Source organism: Kamptonema sp. PCC 6506, assembly GCF_000180455.1.
Taxonomy (GTDB): domain Bacteria; phylum Cyanobacteriota; class Cyanobacteriia; order Cyanobacteriales; family Microcoleaceae; genus Kamptonema; species Kamptonema formosum.
Genome location: NZ_CACA01000322.1, coordinates 1 through 21244, shown reverse-complemented (window position 1 = coordinate 21244; position 21244 = coordinate 1). Strand labels below are relative to the sequence as shown.

At 46.1% G+C, this 21244-nt stretch carries 9 protein-coding genes and 1 pseudogene; 7 read left to right on the top strand and 3 right to left on the bottom strand.

Translation table 11 applies throughout. The annotated features are described in order from the left end of the window. Window positions 1–366: 366 nt before the first annotated feature. The 5 genes from OSCI_RS21050 to OSCI_RS29360 all read left to right on the top strand — a co-directional run bounded on the left by OSCI_RS21050 (window position 367) and on the right by OSCI_RS29360 (window position 10156). The gene (locus OSCI_RS21050) at window positions 367–1791 is read left to right on the top strand and encodes a DUF3370 domain-containing protein (RefSeq protein ID WP_007357157.1); all 1425 of its coding nucleotides are present in this window, start codon (window positions 367–369) and stop codon (window positions 1789–1791) included. A 105-nt stretch (window positions 1792–1896) separates the two neighbouring features. After that, window positions 1897–5424 (top strand): response regulator, encoded by a 3528-nt coding sequence (locus tag OSCI_RS21045; RefSeq protein ID WP_007357156.1) that lies wholly within the window; start codon window positions 1897–1899, stop codon window positions 5422–5424. 110 nt (window positions 5425–5534) lie between these two features. Continuing rightward, the gene (locus OSCI_RS21040; RefSeq protein WP_007357155.1) at window positions 5535–5921 is read left to right on the top strand and encodes a response regulator; all 387 of its coding nucleotides are present in this window, start codon (window positions 5535–5537) and stop codon (window positions 5919–5921) included. A gap of 340 nt (window positions 5922–6261) precedes the next feature. Beyond that, window positions 6262–7611 carry an AAA-like domain-containing protein gene (locus OSCI_RS21035; protein ID WP_007357154.1) on the top strand — a complete coding sequence of 450 codons (1350 nt, stop codon included), beginning with the start codon at window positions 6262–6264 and terminating at the stop codon, window positions 7609–7611. Window positions 7612–7876: 265 nt separating this feature from the next. Then, the gene (locus OSCI_RS29360) at window positions 7877–10156 is read left to right on the top strand and encodes an AAA-like domain-containing protein (RefSeq protein WP_007357152.1); all 2280 of its coding nucleotides are present in this window, start codon (window positions 7877–7879) and stop codon (window positions 10154–10156) included. Here OSCI_RS29360 and OSCI_RS31675 read toward each other — a convergent pair. Both OSCI_RS31675 and OSCI_RS21025 read right to left on the bottom strand, forming a co-directional pair. Further along, window positions 10128–10424, bottom strand: a pseudogene (locus OSCI_RS31675) (ArnT family glycosyltransferase); the annotation flags it as partial. The gene OSCI_RS29360 and the pseudogene OSCI_RS31675 sit on opposite strands and share 29 nt — an antisense overlap. 460 nt (window positions 10425–10884) lie before the next feature. Next, window positions 10885–11454: a hypothetical protein gene (locus tag OSCI_RS21025; RefSeq protein ID WP_026103604.1), complete on the bottom strand. Its 570-nt coding sequence runs from the start codon at window positions 11452–11454 to the stop codon at window positions 10885–10887. A gap of 74 nt (window positions 11455–11528) precedes the next feature. Between OSCI_RS21025 and OSCI_RS21020 the strand changes: the two genes are divergently transcribed. Both OSCI_RS21020 and OSCI_RS32090 read left to right on the top strand, forming a co-directional pair. Then, window positions 11529–11861 (top strand): DUF565 domain-containing protein, encoded by a 333-nt coding sequence (locus OSCI_RS21020; protein ID WP_007357149.1) that lies wholly within the window; start codon window positions 11529–11531, stop codon window positions 11859–11861. A 543-nt stretch (window positions 11862–12404) separates the two neighbouring features. Further along, window positions 12405–17639: an SdrD B-like domain-containing protein gene (locus OSCI_RS32090; protein ID WP_007357148.1), complete on the top strand. Its 5235-nt coding sequence runs from the start codon at window positions 12405–12407 to the stop codon at window positions 17637–17639. Window positions 17640–17721: 82 nt separating this feature from the next. On the opposite strand, the gene OSCI_RS21005 is transcribed toward OSCI_RS32090, so the two are convergent. After that, a partial coding sequence (locus OSCI_RS21005; RefSeq protein ID WP_039962724.1) for a CHAT domain-containing protein occupies window positions 17722–21244 on the bottom strand: 3523 nt, incomplete at its 5' end.

The following is a 21244-nucleotide window of genomic DNA, read 5'->3' as shown; positions in this document are numbered from 1 at the left end:
GGGGAAAAAGGGGAAAAAGGGGAAAAAGGGGAAAAAGGGGAAAAAGGGGAAAAAGGAATAGTTTACTGCATTTTCCTTCTTCCTTCTTCCTTTAGCAAAGATTTAGCGAACTGAAGAAAAAATTAAGCGGATTGTGGTAAAGTTTTGTGTCGAACCCTGTAGACTCTGAGTTCCTAAAACCCTTGATTCTAGTTCCTTCTTCCCTGAACATCGGAGCATCGTAGCCCCTCTTCCTCTCTTTCCTGAGCATCGGAGCATAGGAGCATCCTAGTCCCTCTTTTTCTCTTCCCCTAGTCCCTAGCCCCTAGCCTAAGCGCCCCTCTCTTCCCCTAGCCCCTAGCCCCTAGTCCCTAGCCCCTAGTTATAATGTTCGTGCCAATTTTGCCCCTGGCGCAAGCCATCCCCGTACCGCCTGCCCAACAAGTCATCCTCCCTCCAGAAGTTCCAACGGAGGCAGATGAACTTCTGAACCCGCCGCCGCCGCGCATTCCGCCCAAACCGGTGATGCAAACTCAAGAAGTCCGGCCTTTACCTGGACAACTAGATAGCATTCCTGTCTTCAATAGCAACAGTCCAGAAATGGTGCAGACAGAAGGTATTTTGCTTTCTACCTTCCCCTCGCAAGGAAAGCAAACACCGTCTGCACACTTAAATTTTCCCTTCAAAGGCCGTTTTGACATATTTAGCCACCACATTGTGAAGGCTAAAACTACTCAACAAACTCGTACTCTCTATCAGGGCATCATTGCCTATAATCCCAATTCTCAACCTGTCAATCTGGATGTATTGCAAGCAGTCAGCTACCTGACTCGGCCGGATGCACTATTTGTGAGTTTACCTTCTTATCTTGAAAACCCTTTGGGTACGGTCTTTGCTGGGCCTGGGAGTCGGGTGACAAATGATGTGCTCCGAGGGCGCAGACAAGATAGTTTTCCGGCGGCGATGGAGATTCCTGGGGGTAGAAGTCAGATGTTAATCAATTTGCCGATACCAGTTGGTAATGTAACGCCGTCATCGAATGGCCGCACTACTCTGATGCGCCTTTCGAGTAGTAACTCACTATATATTGCTACTTTAGCGATGTTTGCTCCTTTGGATGCCAAGGGTAAGGAGCAATTTCCGACTTTGGAACAGTGGGAGAAGCTGTTAAAGACTGGTCGTTTAGCGGGGCCGAGAGATTTGGCTCCTACTTTACCTGGTTTGGCTAGTCCGCGAGTGATTTACGGCCGTGTGGCGGGAGTTGCTGAAGGTTCGCAGTGGTTGGCGCGTGTTACGGATAATCCGAAGGTGGATTATTTGAGCGTACCTCAACGGGGAAAGGCGTTTTCTTATGCTTTGAGCACTACTTACACGGGGACTTTCGGGACTGGTCAAATTCAAAGTGCGAAGATGCTGGCTCGTTATCCCGATACTGCTTACTATGCTCACGGTAATTATGGTGTGCAGTATAGTTTGACTTTTCCTTTATACAACCCAGAGAAGCAAGCTAAAACTATTAGTATTGAGATGCAAACGCCGGTGAAGGCGAATAAGCAGGCTGAGGGTCTGATGTTTTACGATCCTCCTGATAATCGGGTATTTTTTCGGGGTACGATTCGAGTTCTTTATAATGACGATCGCGGGGCGACGCAAAACCGCTATATTCACATCATACAGCGGCGAGGTCAGCAGGGGGAACCTTTGGTGACGATGAATATGAAGTCTGGGGAACGCCGCACTGTTCAGGTTGAGTTTCTTTATCCGCCTGATGCTACTCCGCCGCAGGTTTTGACGTTGCGATCGAGTGGTTAATATTATAGCTAGCCCCTAGCCCCTAGCCCCTAACCGCCCTGGCGGTTGCTATAAGTGGATTTGTCAGCCTCATCCCCTTAGTATCTTGGTCGATTATTTCTGAGCATGAAAATTTTAGTTGTAGAAGACGACGAACTGACCGCTCAAGCATTGGTAGCGACCCTTGCTAGCCAAAACTACACAGTCGAAACAGCTTCCGATGGACAAGAGGGGTGGGAATTAACAGAAGCCTTTGCCTATGACCTGATTCTGCTGGATGTCACACTACCCAAACTAGATGGGATTACGCTGTGTCAAAGGTTGCGATCGCAAGGCCATCAAATGCCAATTCTCCTGCTCACAGCTCGAAATACCAGCCATGACAAGGCTCTGGGCTTGGATGCAGGGGCGGATGATTATGTCGTCAAGCCTTTTGAACCGGAAGAATTAGCTGCTCGGATTCGCGCATTACTGCGCCGGAATCAGCTCACCAGTCAATCTGTACTGGAGTGGGGCGACTTGGTGTTCGATCCCATAAGCTGTGAAGTTACATATAAAACCAAACCTTTATCCCTGACTGCCAAAGAATATGCCCTGCTAGAGCTGTTTTTGCGAAATAGCCGCCGCGTATTTAGCTGTGGAGCAATCTTAGAAAACCTGTGGTCGTTTGAAGAGGTTCCCAGCGACGAAGCCGTTAGAACCCACATCAAAGGACTGCGGCAAAAGTTAAAAGCGGCTGGTGCGCCAACAGATATGATCGAAACCGTCTACGGGATCGGCTATCGCCTCAAGCCGAAGGAAAGGAGAGAGGGGAAGGGGAGACGCAAAGATGAGGAAACGGGAGAGAGAGATATTCAGAGTTCAGATTCTAGTGTTAGCGAAGGGACTCAAAACCAAACGCTGGCGATGGTCAGCAAAGTTTGGTCTCAATTCCAGCAACGGGTAAGCGAACAAGTTGGAGTCCTAGAACGAGCCGTTAACGCCTTGTGGCATCAGGAATTGGATCGGGAGTTACAACAACTGGCAAAACAGGAAGCTCATACGCTGGCGGGATCGTTGGGGACGTTTGGTTTATCGGCGGGTTCGGAATTGGCCCGACGGATCGAACGCACCTTAAAAGTTGAACAGCCTTTGAGCCAGGATCGAGTGAGACAATTACGCGAATGGGTGAGACTGCTGCGGGAGGAAATTGAGCGATCGCATAGTATTTCCGAATTATCGGTTACACCAACAGAGCCAGATCCTACTCCCTCTGCTACAGAGGCTACAACCGCAGATGAGCGTCCTTTACTGTTAATTGTCGATCGCGATCGCTCCCTAGCTAAAAAACTAATTGCTGAAGCTACAACCTGGGGATTCGATCTCGAAGTTGCTACCAACCTGACTATAGCCAGAAATAAAATCGGCTTAAAATCACCAGACTTAGTGCTTTTAGAGCCTGCGATTTTTCCTACAGCCGCAGAAAGTCTGACCTTATTAGCTGAATTAAAAAAACACGCTCCCCCTATTCCCGCCATCATCTTTACTGAACGCGATGATTTAACTACACGCTTAGAGGTTGCTCGTCTGGGGGAACACACATTCTTGCCAAAATCGGTTCCCCCCTCACAGATATTGGATGCAATTAACCAAGTATTGCATCAAGTAGATCGGGAAAAAGCGAGGGTAATGGTAGTCGATGACGATCCAAAAATGCTGGCAATTGTGCGATCGCTGCTCGAACCCTGGGGACTCAAAATCATCGCCCTTGCCGATCCCAGACAATTTTGGGAATTGTTAGAAACAACTTCACCCGATTTGCTGATTCTAGATATCGAAATGCCACAGATTAGTGGAACTGAACTCTGTCAAATTGTCCGAAACGACTCATCTTGGAGCAGCTTACCGATTCTATTTCTCACAGCTCACAGCGATGCTGAGAGCATCAACCAGGTCTTTTCAGTGGGTGCAGATGATTTTGTCAGTAAACCAATTGTCGGGCCAGAACTTGTCACCCGCATCATTAATCGACTAGAACGAATCCGAGCTGTCAAACGCGAGATGGGCGATCGCCAACAGGCAAAAGCAGGATTGACTAGGAGCGAACTGCGGCTCCAACTAGCCTTAGAAGCAGGTCAAATGGGGATTTGGGACTGGAACTTACTGACCAATCAAATTATCTGGTCTGAAGAACACGAAAGATTGTTTGGTCTGGCTCCTGGAACCTTTGATGGTACGGATAAAATGTTCTATTCTTACCTTCACCCAGAAGACTGTGAAAGTTTAATTGCCCAGTTAAATCTTGCCCGCCAACAACAAACAGACTATAGCCAATATTATCGGATCGTTTGGTCTAATGGTAGCATTCATTGGATTGAAAGTAAAGGAAAATTTTTTTATAACGAAACGGGTGAACCTGTCAGAATTCTAGGAACTGTTAGAGATATTACTGCTTGCAAACAAGCTGAGGAAGCGCTACAAAACGAAAAGAATAATCTAGAACGAAGAGTTACAGAGCGCACAACTGAGTTACAGGAAGTTAACAACTGTATGCAATCAGAACTGGAAGAACATAAACGCATCCAAGAAGCTCTCCAGATTTCCCAAGCGCGGTTTGCAGGCATTCTAGATATTGCAGAAGATGCCATTATCTCTCTCGATCGCCATCAGCGCATTACTCTATTTAACCAGGGAGCAGAGAAAATCTTTGGCTATTCAGCAGAGGAAGCGATCGGACAACCTCTAGATGTTTTGTTGCCATTACGCTTTGTTCAAGTCCATCAGCAATATGTAAATGACTTTGGGCAATCTCCTATTAGATCTCGGCGGATGGGAGAAAGGCGCGAAATTTCTGGTCGCCGCAAAGATGGTACTGAATTTCCAGCAGAAGCCTCTATTTCTAAATTGAATTTAGACAAAGAAGTAGCATTTACTGTATTTTTGCAGGATATCACTGACCGCAAGCAAATCGAGCGCATGAAAGATGAGTTTATCTCCATTGTTAGTCATGAACTCCGCACGCCCCTAACTTCGATTCATGGTTCGCTAGGAATGTTAGCAAGCGGTTTGCTCAAAGCGGACTCAGAGGAAGGTAAACGAATGTTATATATTGCCGTAGATAGCACCGATCGCCTAGTGCGTCTGATCAATGACATTCTAGATATCGAACGCATTGAGTCGGGCAGAGTGAAGATGGAAAAGCAATGCTGCAATGTTGAGGATCTGATTACAGAAGCAGTAAATGTAGTACAAGCTCTGGCTAATAAAGTTGAGGTAACTCTCTCGGTTTCCAGTCTCTCTATTTCGCTTTGGGCAGATCCAGATCGCATTGTCCAGACATTAATTAATTTGCTCAGCAACGCAATTAAATTTTCACATACTGGCAAGATAGTTTGGCTCACAGTTCAACAGCAAGATCGCCATCTATTGTTCATAGTTAAGGATGAAGGGCGTGGCATTCCTACTGAAAAACTTGAAAGTATTTTTGAGCGCTTCCAACAAGTAGATTCATCAGATTCTCGAAATCATGAAGGCACAGGTTTGGGTTTAGCTATTTGTCGCAGTATTGTGCAACAGCACGACGGTCATATTTGGGTGGAAAGCGTTCTAGGTGAGGGTAGTATATTCTATTTCATGATTCCGATTCGGGACTGCGAGCAGGAGAGGATAGGGTGATTGGCAGGCGATCGGTAAATCCACCTAATTAAACATAAGATTTTGAGATTTAAAAGATGATAGAATGATATTAACCCCTAGTGAAAGAAATTGTTGACAGGGGGGTAAATATGACAACAAAACGCATTCTCATAGTTGATAATGAGGAATACATTCAAGAAGTTGCTAAGGTTTGCCTGGAAACCGTAGCGGGTTGGGAAGTGCTGACCGCTAGTTCTGGTCAAGAGTGCTTGAGTAAAGCCGAAACTGAACAACCTGATGCCATTTTGCTAGATGTGATGATGCCCGATATGGATGGGCTTGCGACTTTTAAAAAGCTTCAGGAAAATTCAGCGACTAAAGGTATTCCAGTAATTCTATTGACGGCAAAGATCCAATCCTCTGACCGTCGCCGCTATACTCAAATGGGTCTAAGTGATGCGATCGCTAAACCCTTTAATCCCCTGCAACTTGCCGGTCAAGTCGCTGCTGCATTGGGCTGGAAATTAGATCAATAAATTTGCTCCTTTGACCAGTTTGACAAGCGTTCGACTGAGCTCTTCGACGGGTTCAGGGCACAGTTGTAGTCCCTGAACCCGTCGAAGGGTAAAGTCTTAGTCTCACCGTCCGCCTTCATTTGATTAATTTTCTATAGTAAAATGTAGATATTCTGCGATCGCTCTGGCAACATGACAATTACAGCTAACCTGATGGAAGCACTTAAGCAAGCTAAAGATTTTAGCACATCTCATAGCTCTGCCTTTTTAAGAGGGTTAGCGGGAGCCGCTTGCTAACTTAGAATAATCTGGAATAGGACTAATTGTACTTAGATATCCCAGCCTGAAAATTGTAGGCTTTATGCAAACAAACACTCTAAATTTTGAACAAGCCCTCGCCATCGTAAATCAAGCAGTTTTCACCAATGCTGGCAGATATCTAACTGATGTCGAAACTACTATATTTCACGGGGCGTGGCTGCATCAAACCTACGAAGAAATGGCAGCCAATACAGAATATACTGTCAATTATCTCCAGCGAACAGTCGGTCACAAATTCTGGAAATTACTTTCCGAAGCCTTGGGAGAAGAGGTAAGTAAAAGTAATTTTCGCACAGCACTAGAACGAAAATCTGTCACCTTAACGCCGACAAAATTACCATCTGACCTTTCACTAGAATTTCCAGAAGGGCCAGTTGAATTGGATTCAACTTTTTACCTAGAACGTCCGCCCATTGAATTAGATTGTTGTCAAGCAATTTTACAACCAGGAGCTTTAATCCGCATCAAAGCCTCCCGGCAAATGGGCAAAACTTCACTACTCAATCGAATTTTAAATAGTGCCATTCAAGCTGGATACAAAACAGTAAATTTAAACCTGTTGCTAGCAGATAGAGGAGTATTAAAAAGCCTGGATCAATTTCTCCGCTGGTTTTGCAAGTGCGCGAGCAGAGAGTTACAACTACCGAATAAATTAGCTGATTATTGGGATGAAGAACTGTTTACCAGCAATACTAACTGTACAAATTACTTCGAGGATTATCTACTTTCAGAAATAGATACACCAGTAGTATTAGGATTAGATGAAGTCGATCGCATTTTCCCTCATCCCGAAATTGCTCAAGATTTTTTTGGATTGCTGCGAGTATTGCACGAGTATGCAAAACTCAAGGATTCTATCTGGAAAAAACTGCGGCTAGTAATCGTACATTCCACAGATGTTTATATCCCTCTGAAGGTGAATCAATCCCCATTTAATGTTGGTTTGCCCATAGAATTACCCGAATTTACTCCCAAACAAGTACAAGATTTAGCGGAGCGTTACGGTCTAAATTGGGAGACTAATACAGGAGAAGCATATCTTGCAGATTTAATGGCAATGGTAGGAGGCCATCCTTATCTAGTACAATTGGCAATTTATCACCTCCGTCGTCAGAATTTGACCCTAGAACAATTGCTAGAAAATGCTCCTACAGATTTAGGAATTTACCGCGAACATTTGCAGGGACACTGGGGTACTATTCAAGAATATCCTCAACTGGCAACAGCTTTCAAACAGGTAGTTAATACTAACGGTAGCGTGCAGTTAGAATCAATGCTACAATTTAAATTGCTGAGTATTGGATTAGTCAAACAGCAGCAAAATGGGGTGATACCCAGTTGTCAGTTATATCGGCAGTATTTTCAAAATAAATTTCGCGATCGAGCTTAATAATTTAAGTAGGCAAATACAAATAAACTACTATGATTAAGACCTTCATCCGTAACGCCGCTTTGGGCGGTAATACCAAATCCGGGTTTACTACCCTTTTTATTGTCATTGCGAGCGAAGCGAAGCAATCGCCTAGTCTCTGCGATTGCTTCGCTTCGCTCGCAATGACGGATTATTACTAATAAAGGGGATTACTAAACCCCGATTTGGCATAAGATACCCCCCAAAGCGGCGTTACCTAAGTTGTCAACCAATATAAATTACTATGTTAATTGAAAAATCCTATCAAGTTGGGGGAAGTTTAGAAGATCGACACCCTACTTATGTAGTCAGGGAAGCAGATAATCGGCTTTATAATGGTTTGAAAAAAGGAGAATTTTGTTATGTATTGAATTCGCGCCAGATGGGGAAATCTAGTTTGTGGGTGCGAACTTTCCAAAGGTTAAATGCAGAAGGAATTATCTGCGCTGCTATCGATCTTACAGAAATTGGCAGTCTAGATGTAACGCCAGAAAAATGGTATTTAGGTATTGTCAGAAGATTAGTTAAGGAGTTTGATTTATCCAACAAAATTAACTGTATAGATTGGTGGAAACAACATAATTTATTGTCACCTTTAGACAAATTTAGCGAATTTATTGAGTCGGTTTTGCTGCGGGAGTTACCGCAAAATATTGTAATTTTTATAGATGAAATAGATAGTATTATCTCCCTCAATTTCAAAGATGATTTTTTTGCTTTTCTCCGTGCTTGCTACAACAAACGCGCCAACAATGCCGAATATAATCGCCTCACTTTTTGCCTTTTGGGAGTAGGTACGCCCCAGGATTTGATTACTGATAAACAGCGGACGCAGTTTAATATCGGTCAAGGTATTGAGCTAACTGGTTTTACTTTTGAGGAAGCGAAGCTATCTTTAACAGAGGGATTAGCAGAAGTTGCAGACAACCCTGAAAGTGTTTTACAAGAGATTCTAACTTGGACGGGAGGACAACCGTTTTTAACTCAGAAATTATGCCAAATAATTGCTAAAAATGCTGATAGTAGAACGCCGAATGTAGAGCAAATTGTCCGCGATTATGTTATCGAAAATTGGGAATATCGCGATGAACCCGAACATTTAAAGACAATTCGCGATCGCATCCTCAGAAGCGAACAGAATTCTGGCCGACTTCTGGGACTTTACCAGCAAATTTTACAGGATCAAGTTACCGCCGATGGTAGTCCTGAACAAACAGAATTACTACTATCTGGTTTAGTCGTTAAACAAGATGGGAAACTAAAAATTTACAACCGTATCTATCAAGAAATATTTAATCAAAAGTGGGTAGATAGAGCCTTAGCTTCTCTACGGCCCTATTCCGAAGCAATTACAACTTGGGTTAATTCCAGTCGCCTAGATGACTCGCGACTATTGCGGGGTCAAGCATTGCGGGATGCTCAAATCTGGGCCGCAGATAAAAGCTTAAACGATCTAGATTATCAATTTTTAGCTGCTAGTTTGGAATCCGAAAAACGAGAGGTGATAATTGCCTTAGAAGCTGAAAAACAGGCATCTGAAATATTAGCTATTGCTAATCAGACATTGATAGAAGCGCAACAGAAAGCTAAGCGCACAATCCAGAAAGCTCTTTTGGGACTTGGGCTAATTTCAATCGCAGCAATAATGGCCGCATGGGGAGCTGCTTATCAAACAAAAGAAGCATTTAATGCAGGTTCTCAAAAAAGACAAGCAGAAATTGCTGAAATCAAAGCGCTAAATTCCACATCTCAAGCTCTGCGAGTTTCAGGAAACCAGCTTGATGCTTTAGTAAATAGTTTGCGGGCGGCTAAAAAATTGCAGTTATTAGGAGCATTTAATCTCCTGCAAAAAGAAGTGATTCGCAATTTACAGGGGCCGCTATCCGAAGTGCAAGAGTACAATAGATTAGAAGGACATAAAGGTTGGGTTTGGGATGTGAGTTTTAGTCCCGATGGAAAAACTATTGCTACTGTTGGTGATGATAAAATTGTAAAACTTTGGAGCGATCGCGGTGAGTTGATTAAAAATCTCGAAGGACACAGCGATCGCATTTATGCGGTGAGTTTTAGTCCCGATGGTCAGAAAATCGCGACTAGCAGCAAAGATAAAACCGTGAAAATTTGGAGTATTGAAGGTAAATTACTTGAAACTTTTTCGGGTCATAGTGAAAGTGTTTTCAGTGTCAGTTTCAATCCTCAAGGAACGATTCTCGCTTCTGCAAGCAAAGACAATACTATAAAACTTTGGAATCTGAAGCAGGGGAGCAGAGGGGCAGAGGAGCAGGGGGGCAGAGGAGCAGAGGAGCAGAGGGGCAGAGGAGCAGAGGGGCAGAGGAGCAGAGGAGCAGAGGGGCAGGGGAGCAGAGGGGCACAAGGGGAATTTTTCTCTTCCATCTCCCCATCTCCCCCGCTCCCTCGCTCCCCCGCTCCCCCGCTCCCCTGCTCCCCATCTCCCCCGCTCCCCATCTCCCCATCTCCCCATCTCTCTTGCAATAGTAAAGGGTATAAAATCCAAGACAGGTAAGGGCGATCGCGGCGACTGCGGAGGGAAGGCGCACCGCAAGAATGTTAACGCCGATGGTATGATAGGCGATCGCCATCAACCAGTAAATTAAAGGTGGCTTGTCAAAGCGCGTTTGACCATTGAAATAGGGGGTAATCCAGTCTCCTGTCACTGTCATCTGGCGGGCGGCTTCAGCAAATAACGGTTCTGTCTCATCAACTAAGCCGCCATGTCCCAAATTCCATAAGAATGCTACCCAGCTAAGGGCGCACAGCCACAAAAGCGACATTGCCAAAGCTAGGGAGGGGCGCTTTACTTTATATTTCAACAAATCTGCGATCTCGCTAATCCTAAATTTCATCCAGCTTTAAATAGTCTGTGAGTTGTTGCTTTGTTAGTCGGAATCTCCAGAGATTAATTTAGCTGGAAAGTTGACTCCTGGATCATATTAAAGCAAGGCTGATAGCCGAAGAAGGTCGCGATGCTTTAGGCTAAGGAAAATGCTATCTTCAGCTAGACCTTGAGTAGTTAAGAACGTCATTAATCATCTTGGCGGTTTCTATAACAGGACTTACGCACCCAATCAAAGAAACCGGATTTCGACGGAGCTCGACCAGCAGTTTTTTGACGAAAATATAGCAACTGCCACAACGTTTAGGACATTCTCAATCCCCCAAACCCTTTCTGTGATTGCATTTTCCTCCTGCCTCATGCCTCATGCCTCATGCCTCATGCCTCCTGCCTTCTGCTCAAGGTTGCAGTATCAATTGCCATTCAGTGGCTCGGTTATTCCACACCGGTACGGCTGTTTCGCCGACGACATAGGGCCCCCAATAGAGGCGAGAGCCATCTTGAGCAAAGACCACTAATATATCTTCGGGTTTTAGTTGCAACTTACCTTCTGGAAGGGATAAAAGCAAGCCCTTACCCCCACCTTCCCCCGGTGCAAAATCCCAGTGAGCGGGTTTAGCAGAGGACTTTTGAGTAGATTTCCGCAACAGCAAAGCTACGCGAACTGGATGCTCGGTACGGTTGCTCACTCGTAGAGACCCAATAGCTTTAGGATTTGAGGCTGATTCTTTGGTATTTGCTGCTAATTTTTCCTTCTCTGGTTCTGTCGATACTGGCGATGCGATCGCAGGTGGTAGAGGCGTTACGCTCAAGGGTGAGGGTACTGAAGGCAGTATTGTCGCTGAGTTGGGGGACTCTGGCGGGTTCGTGGAACGGCTCCAGAGACTAAAATTAATCCGTCCCAACCACACCCCTGTAGATGCAACGAATAGGGCAACTATAATAGCTGGGTAGATTTTAAGTTTCATAATCTTTACAATTAATTGAATTGGTAGACCCCACATCTTTAAGTGAGTTATAACTATCTTTAAATTAGGCTAATATGCAGAATACTCGTCTCAACAGGCTTATTGATGTTCTCAGCGAACAGCTAGGGGACTGGTTGCAAAATCCTTGGCGGCGGATCTCGCTGCTGATAATTAGTTTATTATTTGGCTCATTTTTGGGTGGTGCTATCTCTACGATCGCGGGACAAGCTGCTGAGTGGGACATTTTTGCGGCTGGGTTGTTAGTTGCGTTGACAGAATTTATTAACTGGATAGTTTACCGGGGTACTCGGCTAGTTGGTCGTTCTTTGCGGATAGATATTTTAAATTGTCTGAAAATTGGTTTAATTTACAGCCTGTTTGTGGAAGCTTTTAAGCTCGGTTCTTAGGAGTGAGTAGAAGCACATAATTAAACATAAAATCAAGTGGGTTTTTAATTGACAAAAGCAGGTGATTGTGATATTATATTGTATTTGTTTTATGTTTTGGTTAAAAATTATTACTAGCGATGTTATTAAAAACATCTTAACGGGGTATTGTAATCCTTAACAAAGTATGGCTCCAGCAACCAAGACTCAAATAGTTGGGAAACGAGTAGCTTTTTCTAAGTAGTCGCCAAAGCAGTCAGTTCTATATTTTTTGTAAAATCAGGAACTATAGCATCCTTTGACGCTTCTACACAATCCAATAAAGCTATCAGGGCGGAATCTACAAAAATAATTAATTTTTGCCAATTCCCCTCTTAGATTTTTTTGAGGCAATACTTGCGATTGACAGTGGGTATGCAGTAATTTACAGGCAAGAAGCCTGTACCGCAAACAAACCAATTGTGGTGAGGCAGCCATTGTTGTTTGCGAAGCCAGCGATTGGCATCGCAAAGTTGCCTTTATTTGTTTTATCAATCTTAGGTGGATTTACCGGGGAATTTAATTATGGTACGTGAGGAAGAACGGAAGCAAATCCTATTTGCAGACTCAAGAGTTGAAGATTACCAAAATCTGACGGGAAGCGCAGATCGCCATACAGAAGTCATTATCCTCGACTCCAAGCGCGATGGTGTTGAGCAAATAGCACAAGCACTCAAAGAGAGGACAGACGTTGCTACCGTCCATGTATTGTCTCACGGTGCAGCAGGGAGTTTGCAATTGGGTGCAAGCGAACTGTCACTGAGCAATATTGAAAGCTATCGGAATTATTTAGAACAGTGGTTTGCGTTGCCGACAGTGGGATATTCTCACCATCCAGAAATTTTACTTTACGGCTGTAACGTAGCAGCAGGTGCAGAGGGCCTGGAATTTGTGCAAAGGCTGAGTCGCTTAACAGGGGCCCAAGTTGCAGCTTCCGACGATCTTACCGGGTGTGAGGCTTTGGGTGGAGATTGGGAATTGGAAGTAAAGACGGGGGATATTGAGACTCCTGTAGCGTTTTCCCAAGTGGCCAGAGAGGCCTATAGCGGCGTATTAGCTGATTTGAACCAAACGGCAGGCGACTTTAACGCATTAGTAAATGCGATTAATGTTGCAAACGTCAACAGTGGCATTGACACAATTACCCTCACAGGAAATATCGCCCTCACAGGGTTCCTACCCAAAATTAACGACATCACCACTATTGTTGGCGGCGGTTTTACGGTCAGTGGTGCTTCTAATTTCCGAGCCTTCGTAGTTGATAACACAACCTTCAACATCTCCAACCTCACCATTGATTCTGCAAAAGCAGTAGGCAATGCAGGAACCACTGGTGGTGGAGGTGCTGCTGGCTTAGGTGGCGCACTTTTTATCAATAGCGGTACTGTCACCGTTGACAGAGTTACTTTTTCTAACAACTCTGCCACTGGTGGTGCAGGTTCGGCTGGGAACGGTGGCGCTGGTGGAAATGCCGACTTGGGGACTGTATTTGGCGGCACAGCAGGCGCTAATGGCGGAACTGGTCTTACAGGCTTAGATAGTATTGGTGCCGCTGGCGGCCCTGGCGGTACTGGTGGCGCTGGAGGTTCTGGGAATGCTGGTGGTACTGGCGGTACTGGTGGGATTGGTGGTGCTGGCAATACTGCTGGTGGCACAAATGGTGGTGTTGGTGGTATTGGTGGTGCTGGCGGTGCTGGTAGCGTTATCGGTAGTGGCGGTGGCGGTGGTGGTACCGGTGGCGGTGGTGGAGTAGCCGGTAGTGGCACTCAAGGTGCTGGTGGTGCTGGCGGTGCCGGTGGTGCAGCCCAATTTGGAGGTGGCGGTGGTGCTGGCGGTGTTGGTGGTACTGGTGTGACTGCTGGTGCTAATGGTGCTGGAGGCGCTGCTGGTTTTGGCGGCGGTGGTAGTTCGGGCGCTACTCCTGGTGCTGCCGGAACCTTCGGAGGTGCAGGTGTTACTGGTTTTGGCGGCGGCGGTGCAGGTTTAGGCGGGGCAATTTTTGTCGGTGGCGGCACTTTGACCATGACCAACAGCACCTTATATAGCAATACAGTCACGGGCGGCGCTGCTGGTGGTGTTGGTGCTGGTGTAGGTCAGGCTGCTGGCGCTGCAATTTTTGTCAACACTGGTGCGACCGCAACTCTGACTAACAACACCATTGCTGACAATACTGCCACAGCCGGGAATGCTGGAGGAATTTACAATAACGCTGGTACTGTCAATCTCGTAAACACGATCGTTGCTCGCAATACTGCTACTACTAACGCCGATTTGGAAGGTGCATTCACAGGGAATAACAACCTGATTGGAGTTCTTGGTACTAGCACTGGTTTAGCTACTACTCAGGAATTAGCAACTCTGGGCGTTGCTGTGGGAAATGTATTAGCAGCCACTCCTGCACTCAACGGTGTGACTACCGGCCCTTTGACCCTTGCCCTAGTTGATAATAGCCCTGTAACTACCAGTAGCAACCCTGCCATTGGCGGCGGCGACCCGACAATAACAACAGTGGGCGCTACAGCCTTTGACCAACGTGGGACAGGTTTTCCTCGGAAAATTGACAATACTATTGTTGGTAAATCCACTATAGATATTGGTGCTTACGAGTATGGGCCAGTTGTCCAAGGGATAAAATTCAACGATCTCAACGGTGATGGGGCTCAAGCGGCAACAGATCCAGGTTTAGGTGGATGGACTATTACCGCAGGAACTAAGAGTGCTACTACTTCTGCTGTTGCTGCTACTCTGGGTCAATACACTCTCTTCGATACTAAGCCCACTACAACGATCGCAGAAACAGCACAAGCGACTTGGACGCAGACTTTCCCGACCACTGTACCTACTATTGGCACTACCGATCTTTTTGGTGCTACCGCCGTCAACTTCGGTAACTTCCAAGACATGACCATCAGTGGTCTGAAATTTAATGACCTCAACGGTAATGGCACCCAAGATGCAGCAGAAACAACGGGCATACCTGGAGTTACGATTAGTTTAACTAATTCCGTTACTGGGGCTACGATCGGAACCCCAGTAACCACAGGTGCAACAGGTGCTTACACCTTTACAGGCTTGAAACCTCTGACAGGAGGTGCAGCCTACCGCGTCCGCGAAACCGTACCCCCAGGCTACACAAAAACCTCAACAGATCCCGCCGATATCACTCCCCAAAGTGGCGCAACTATCACTAATGCGAATGTTGCCGGTCTCAACTTCGGCAACTTCCAAAATGTCACCATCAGCGGTCAGAAATTTGAGGACAAAGACAACAACGGCATTCAAGATGCAACAGATACCGGACTAGCAGGTTGGGTAATCTATGCCGATGGCAACAATAACAACAGCTTAGATGCAGGGGAAAAATCAGCCACTACTATTGCCGATGGCACTTATACTATCCTTGATGTTGGCCCTGGTACCTACAAAATACGGGAAGTACCGCAAGCAAACTACCGACAAACCTTCCCCAGTCAGACAGGCGTACCTGCTAACGCACTGCCAAATGCCACTACTATTACTCCCACCAGTGGTACAAACATTATCAACACAGCGGCCCTTCCCACCAACATCGGGAACTGGTTGCTACCCAAGATCAAGGGCATCAAATTTAATGACCTCAATAACAACGGCGTTCAGGATGTTAGTGCAGATCCCAATCTAAATGAAGAAGGACTCAGCAATTGGCAAATCTACATCGACAGCAATGATGATGGCTTTTTCCAGTCCACAGAAAAAACTGCCGTCACCGATAGTACCGGCAACTACACCATTGATAACGTATTACCCGGTACTTACAAAGTTCGCGAAGTCCTGCAAAACGGGTGGCAGCAGACACCTACATCTAGTGGTAGCCGTGCCATTGATGTCACCGTTGTCGCCACTGACGTATTGAATGTCAACTTCAGCAACTATCAACCCCGCAGCATCAGCGGCTTAAAGTTCAATGACCTCAACCGTAGTGAATTCCAAGACGCAGGAGAACCGGGAATTGCCAACTGGCGAATTTTCCTTGACACCAATGATAATGGGTTACTAGATGCAGGAGAGGCAAATACCGTTACCGATGCCAATGGTCAATATGTCTTTAATGACCCTGCCTTGGGCGTTTACAAAGTGCGGGAAGTTCCCCAAACTGGCTGGGAACAAACTACTTCCGATCCCCCTGATATTACGATCGCCAGGGGTTCTAACATCCCGAATATTAACTTCGGTAACTTCCAATCCGGCACAATATCGGGCATCAAATTTAATGACCTGAACAATAACGGTACCCTTGATGCAGGAGAACCGGGACTTGCCAACTGGCAAATTTACCTTGATTTAAACAACAATGCGATTCTGGATTCCCCAGAAACAGTTATCCTCACCGATGCTACTGGTAAATACTCATTCTCCAATCTGCCAGTAGGTACTTACACTATCCGAGAAGTTCAACAGACTGGTTGGATACAAACTACTGCCAACCCTCTGACTGCTGAGATCACAGCGGCAGCAAATAGCGTCATAGACAAGAACTTTGGTAACTTCAAATTTGTACCAGGTACAATTCAAGGTCTAAAGTTCAGTGATGCTAATAACAATGGTGTTCGAGATGGTGGCGAAGGCGGTTTGGCCGGAGTTCAAATTCAGTTAACCAATGTCACAACTGGGGTGCTGACTACTGCGAACACAGACAGTAATGGTAACTACCGTTTCACGAACTTAGCACCGGGAAGTTATCGCGTTCGGGAAATCTCGCCATCTGGGTTCAGCCAAAGCACGACGAACCCTGCCGATATCGTCCTTGCTAGTGGTGCTACCGTCAGTGGCATCGACTTTGGCAATTTCCGGCAAACATTTACACCGTCACCATCACCAACGCCTGAACCAACGCCAACGCCTACACCTGCACCGGCACCTGCGCCTGTACCTGCGCCTGCGCCCACACCTGCACCTGGGCCCTCTCCAAGTCCAGCTCCGGTTCCCACCCCAGTACCGACAGATTTAGCTTGTCCTGCTGATTTCGCCAGGATTGCTGCTCCAAATCTGCCTCCTAGTCCTGCTCAAAACAATGTTGTTAACGGTAGTGATGGTGATGAGATTCTTGTGGGTAGTGCAGGCAGTGACACTATTTACGGGTTTAACGGCAACGATGCGATCTTTGGTCAACAGGGTAGCGATTATATCAATGGCAATGTCGGTAACGATACTGTCTACGGGGGAGTCGAAAATGATACTCTCTTCGGGGGTAAGGGTTTTGACTTGATATTTGGCGATCGCGGCAATGATACTATTTACGGCAATCGCGGCAATGACTCCATTTCTGGCGATGAAGGTAATGATGTCTCTTACGGCGGCAAAGGTAACGATGTCGTGTTGGGAGGTCTCGGCGATGACCAGCTACTAGGCGATCAAGGTAATGATACTCTCTGCGGTGGTAGTGATAATGACATCGTATTTGGGGGTAGCGGCGATGACCTCTTGTTTGGTGACATTGGCAATGACTTATTCTTCGGCGGCCTTGGTAGCGATACTCTCCTGGGCGGCGGTGGTAGCGATCGCTTTATCTTAGCCTCTGGCAGCGTCGCTGATACAGTCATCGACTTTGCCCAAGGAACTGATTCTTTGGTGTTGGTTGGTTTGGACTTCAGTCAACTGTCGATTGTACAAACTAATGGTTCAGCAGCAATTAGCATCGCTAATAATGGTGAACTTTTAGCCATCCTCAACGGGGTGCAAGCAAGTCAGCTCTCAGCTAACGATTTCAGCCTCTTTGTTTAGAGCGTTTGGAGGGCGCGGTTATTGCCGCGTCCTTGCTCTTTGGTGTGGGATTTGCGATCGCGCGGATAAGTCTAGTTCACAATTACCAAGGCGAACCAATCATCGTAAAAGCAGCCCAATAATAGGGATGGGATAAACTTCTATCTCCGCGTGCAACTAACTCAGGAGGCAAACGAGTACCGCGATCGCTTCCCGAATTATACAAGCGACCATCCTGCAAACGTACCTGACCGTGCAGCATACCCAATTGTGCTTGTCTTAACGCCTCCGCCTTAATTGGTGCAGTCCGCAACTGTTGATAAAATTCGGACATCAACCCTAAAGTTCCCGCATCGCTGACATACCACAAACTCGCTAGGGCCGACTTCACCCCCGCTTGTACGGCCAACCCCGCAAAGCCTAACTCAGCACTCTCATCTCCCACAGCAGTAGTACAAGCACTTAATACCAACAACTCCACCTGTGGGTTGTACAACTTCAACTCCCGCAACTGATTTAACCGCAGCTTTGTATCCCAAAACTGGATATAAGAATTCTCCGCACCACCGGGTTGAAATTCCCCATGAGTTGCCAAATGGATAATCTGATACTGAGGTTGACTGCGTTGGGCCTTTAAGTTTGCTAAAGTAAACTTTTCATTCAGAAAAGAAACCCCAGGCCAAAGCTTCCCAACGATCGCAGATATTTCCATTGGTACCGCAGGTAAACGACTTTGAGCTGCAATCTCTGGAAAATCTGAGGCCCCCATTGCTAATACCTCAGAATTCCTGATATCGACATAGTTTGTATCTGTCAAACTCAAACTAGGAATCAACCCCAAACTATACTTTTCAACTAAAAAGCGATCGCCGTCATACAAAGCAGCAACAGGCAAACTTCGTAACCCCGAATCCATCGAAAATATCAGCGTATTAATACCATAAGTATCTAACTCCTGCTCTAGCGGTGCAATCAACCACTGGTAAAGTTGCTTAGATCCTATTTTATAATCCTGCATTCGCGGGTTTCTAATATCATCTGTAAAGTCTTTGGTTACTTCTAATACTTCGTCCCGTGTCAAGGCAATACTTTTAAAAATTGGCTTGCCATCGGGCAGAAATAGCCGTAGTTCCAACTGTTGAGGCTGTGCAGAAACATAAATAACGGCGGGTTTTACCCCCGTAATACTAGCGATGCGCGAGAGCGTATTTCTGATATTTTGAGCTGCGATCGACTTTTCGGAAAGATTGCCTCCAAAGTAATTTTCAAATTCACGACCTCGTTGCTGATCGAGATATTGCGGTGATAAATCTGTCAAACTCACTTGAGTTAAGCTATTAGGATGAGAAAGTTCTAAGCCTGTAGCACTCCCCTCAGTTGGTCTGGGGATTGTCTTAGTTTGACCAGGCTCTAATGTGGCTGATGGTGAAGGTGTGGTGACAATAGTTAAGTTCTCTGAGTTGGGGATAGAACTAATTTGAATAGTAGGATTCTGGGTAGAATTTTGGGTGGTTGTAGACTGCGAAATAACTGAATTTTTGCTCGTTCCGCTATTAGCATTTACGGAGGCATCTAATATTACTTCTGGCGTTCCTTCTAAGGTTAATATAATTGGGCTGGAACTTGGGCTTGGGGAAGCAGTGGGGGCATTTTTCAAGGGTGCTTCACTGGAACTAGAAATCTTAGTTAAGGACTCTTGAGGACTTCCTAAAGCCTTTAAATCAAAAGTTGTCAATAGTTCGCGAGTCGGCCCGATGGTAAATTGCCCGTCAGTAATTGCGCCAGCGGTACCATTTTTCTTAGGATTTCCGACTACAAAAGGTGTGGGACTGCTAATCCCCTGCTGAATTGCGATCGAACCCGCGCGATCGCGACCGGCCGCAGAAATGCTAGCAGTGACTTGATTCGCGTCCCTAAATGTGCCTGTAGCTCTGAAGGTGCCATCGGTGATAATATCAATGCTACCGCCTTTTACGCCACCCGCCTTGATCGCAGAAACTTGAATATTGCTTTGGCTTCTAAGGGTACTAGAACCGGCATTTCCTAACTGAGAACCAGAGTTAATAATGCCAGTGGCGATCGCACCTGATGCCGAAATTTCGATATCACCGCCTTCTTGATGGCCGAAAGCATTTATATTTTCTGACTGTACCGAACCGGCACTACGAATACTAATATTACCGCCACTCCCATTTTCAGAGCGAGCGGAAATCGTACCTGCGGCTATATTACCCCGCGTGGTGACGATACTAATTCCTGCCTGAGAGCTGATGTCGCCGATGTTAACACTACCAGCAGTTAAATTAATAGTAGCCCCGTTTGCGCCGGAAATTGTTCCCGTACCCACGATCGCGCCTGATTCTGCCGGTGCTTGAATTGTTGTCGGGTCGCGAAATCTCAATTCTGAGGATGTTTCGGAGTCGCGATCGCCTAAAGTAATTGTACCGCTACCGTCTGAACGACCGATAGTAACAGCAGTAAAACCGTTGCCGAAGGCATTTAAGTCCGTAGCAGTCAAATCGAGAGCGGTTGTGTTACCGGAGCCGCCAATAGTAATATTTTGACTAGAATTACCCGGTTGTAGCACCAAATTGCCGTTGCCGATCGCGGAATTGTTGCCCCCTGTCAAGTCAATCTCATTACCCGTTAAGGTAATATTTCCCCCCACTTCTTTACTGGTGGCATCGATCGCGCCTATAGTGATGCCGTTAGTACCCGTTAGCGTAATATTTCCTCCCCTAACACCTCTAGCAGATATGGGCCCTACTGCTACTGTTCCCGATGTTGATAAGGTGATATCTCCAGTGGTTCCCCCAGGAGAGGAAGTATCAATACCAGAAGCGATCGCAATGTTGCCACTATTACTAACTGCGATCGCATTTCCCCCAACACCGGAGCTTGTCTTCGGGGAGGTGTCGATCGCTGCTACGCTAATATTGCCTTGGGATCTGAGTGTTGTATTGCCGCCGCTTGATTGCAATTGCTGAGCTGTGATGTTTCCCTGGGTAGTTGTAACTCGAATTTCTGAGTTGGCGGTGGAGATATTGCCAATTTTGATATCGCCGCTAGCCTTGAGATTAATAGCAGCATTGCCTGTGCCCAAAAGCGTTCCTGTTGCTGAGATCGAGCCTGAGTTACCAGTAGATTGAATGGTTACAGGATCGTTGAAAGTAACATCGCTAGCGATCGTAATTGCCCCGCTACCATTTTCACTGCCGATCGCGATCGCCGCAAAGCCGTTTTGTAGTGCTTGTAAGTCGTCTGCTGTTAGATTCAGAGTAGGCCCGCCTTGATTAGTCGGGTTGCCGATCGCAATATTTTGAGTTAGGCTTCCGGGTTGCAATGTCAAATAACCATTGCTGCTGACGGAATTAGCGCCGCCATTAAAGTCAATTTCGGCTCCCGTTAAGGTAATATTTCCAGCACCACTAGCGATCGCACCAGTCGCTACCACATTACCTCTACCAGTCAAAATTACGTTTCCCCCTCCCGTCCCTTTGGCATCAATCTCTCCTACTGTTACATTCTGAGCTGCATTCAAGGAAATATTGCCACTGTTGCCGCTACTAGCAGCAGAACTGATTTTGTTAACTGTTAACTGTTGACTGTTAGTTGTTAGTTGTTGA

What these genes read in the sequence shown, in the direction of transcription:
- OSCI_RS21050 (WP_007357157.1), top strand. Translation starts at nt 367, where the DNA reads ATGTTCGTGCCAATTTTGCCCCTGGCGCAAGCCATCCCCGTACCGCCT.
- OSCI_RS21045 (WP_007357156.1), top strand. Translation starts at nt 1,897, where the DNA reads ATGAAAATTTTAGTTGTAGAAGACGACGAACTGACCGCTCAAGCATTG.
- OSCI_RS21040 (WP_007357155.1), top strand. Translation starts at nt 5,535, where the DNA reads ATGACAACAAAACGCATTCTCATAGTTGATAATGAGGAATACATTCAA.
- OSCI_RS21035 (WP_007357154.1), top strand. Translation starts at nt 6,262, where the DNA reads ATGCAAACAAACACTCTAAATTTTGAACAAGCCCTCGCCATCGTAAAT.
- OSCI_RS29360 (WP_007357152.1), top strand. Translation starts at nt 7,877, where the DNA reads ATGTTAATTGAAAAATCCTATCAAGTTGGGGGAAGTTTAGAAGATCGA.
- OSCI_RS21025 (WP_026103604.1), bottom strand. Translation starts at nt 11,454, where the DNA reads ATGAAACTTAAAATCTACCCAGCTATTATAGTTGCCCTATTCGTTGCA.
- OSCI_RS21020 (WP_007357149.1), top strand. Translation starts at nt 11,529, where the DNA reads ATGCAGAATACTCGTCTCAACAGGCTTATTGATGTTCTCAGCGAACAG.
- OSCI_RS32090 (WP_007357148.1), top strand. Translation starts at nt 12,405, where the DNA reads ATGGTACGTGAGGAAGAACGGAAGCAAATCCTATTTGCAGACTCAAGA.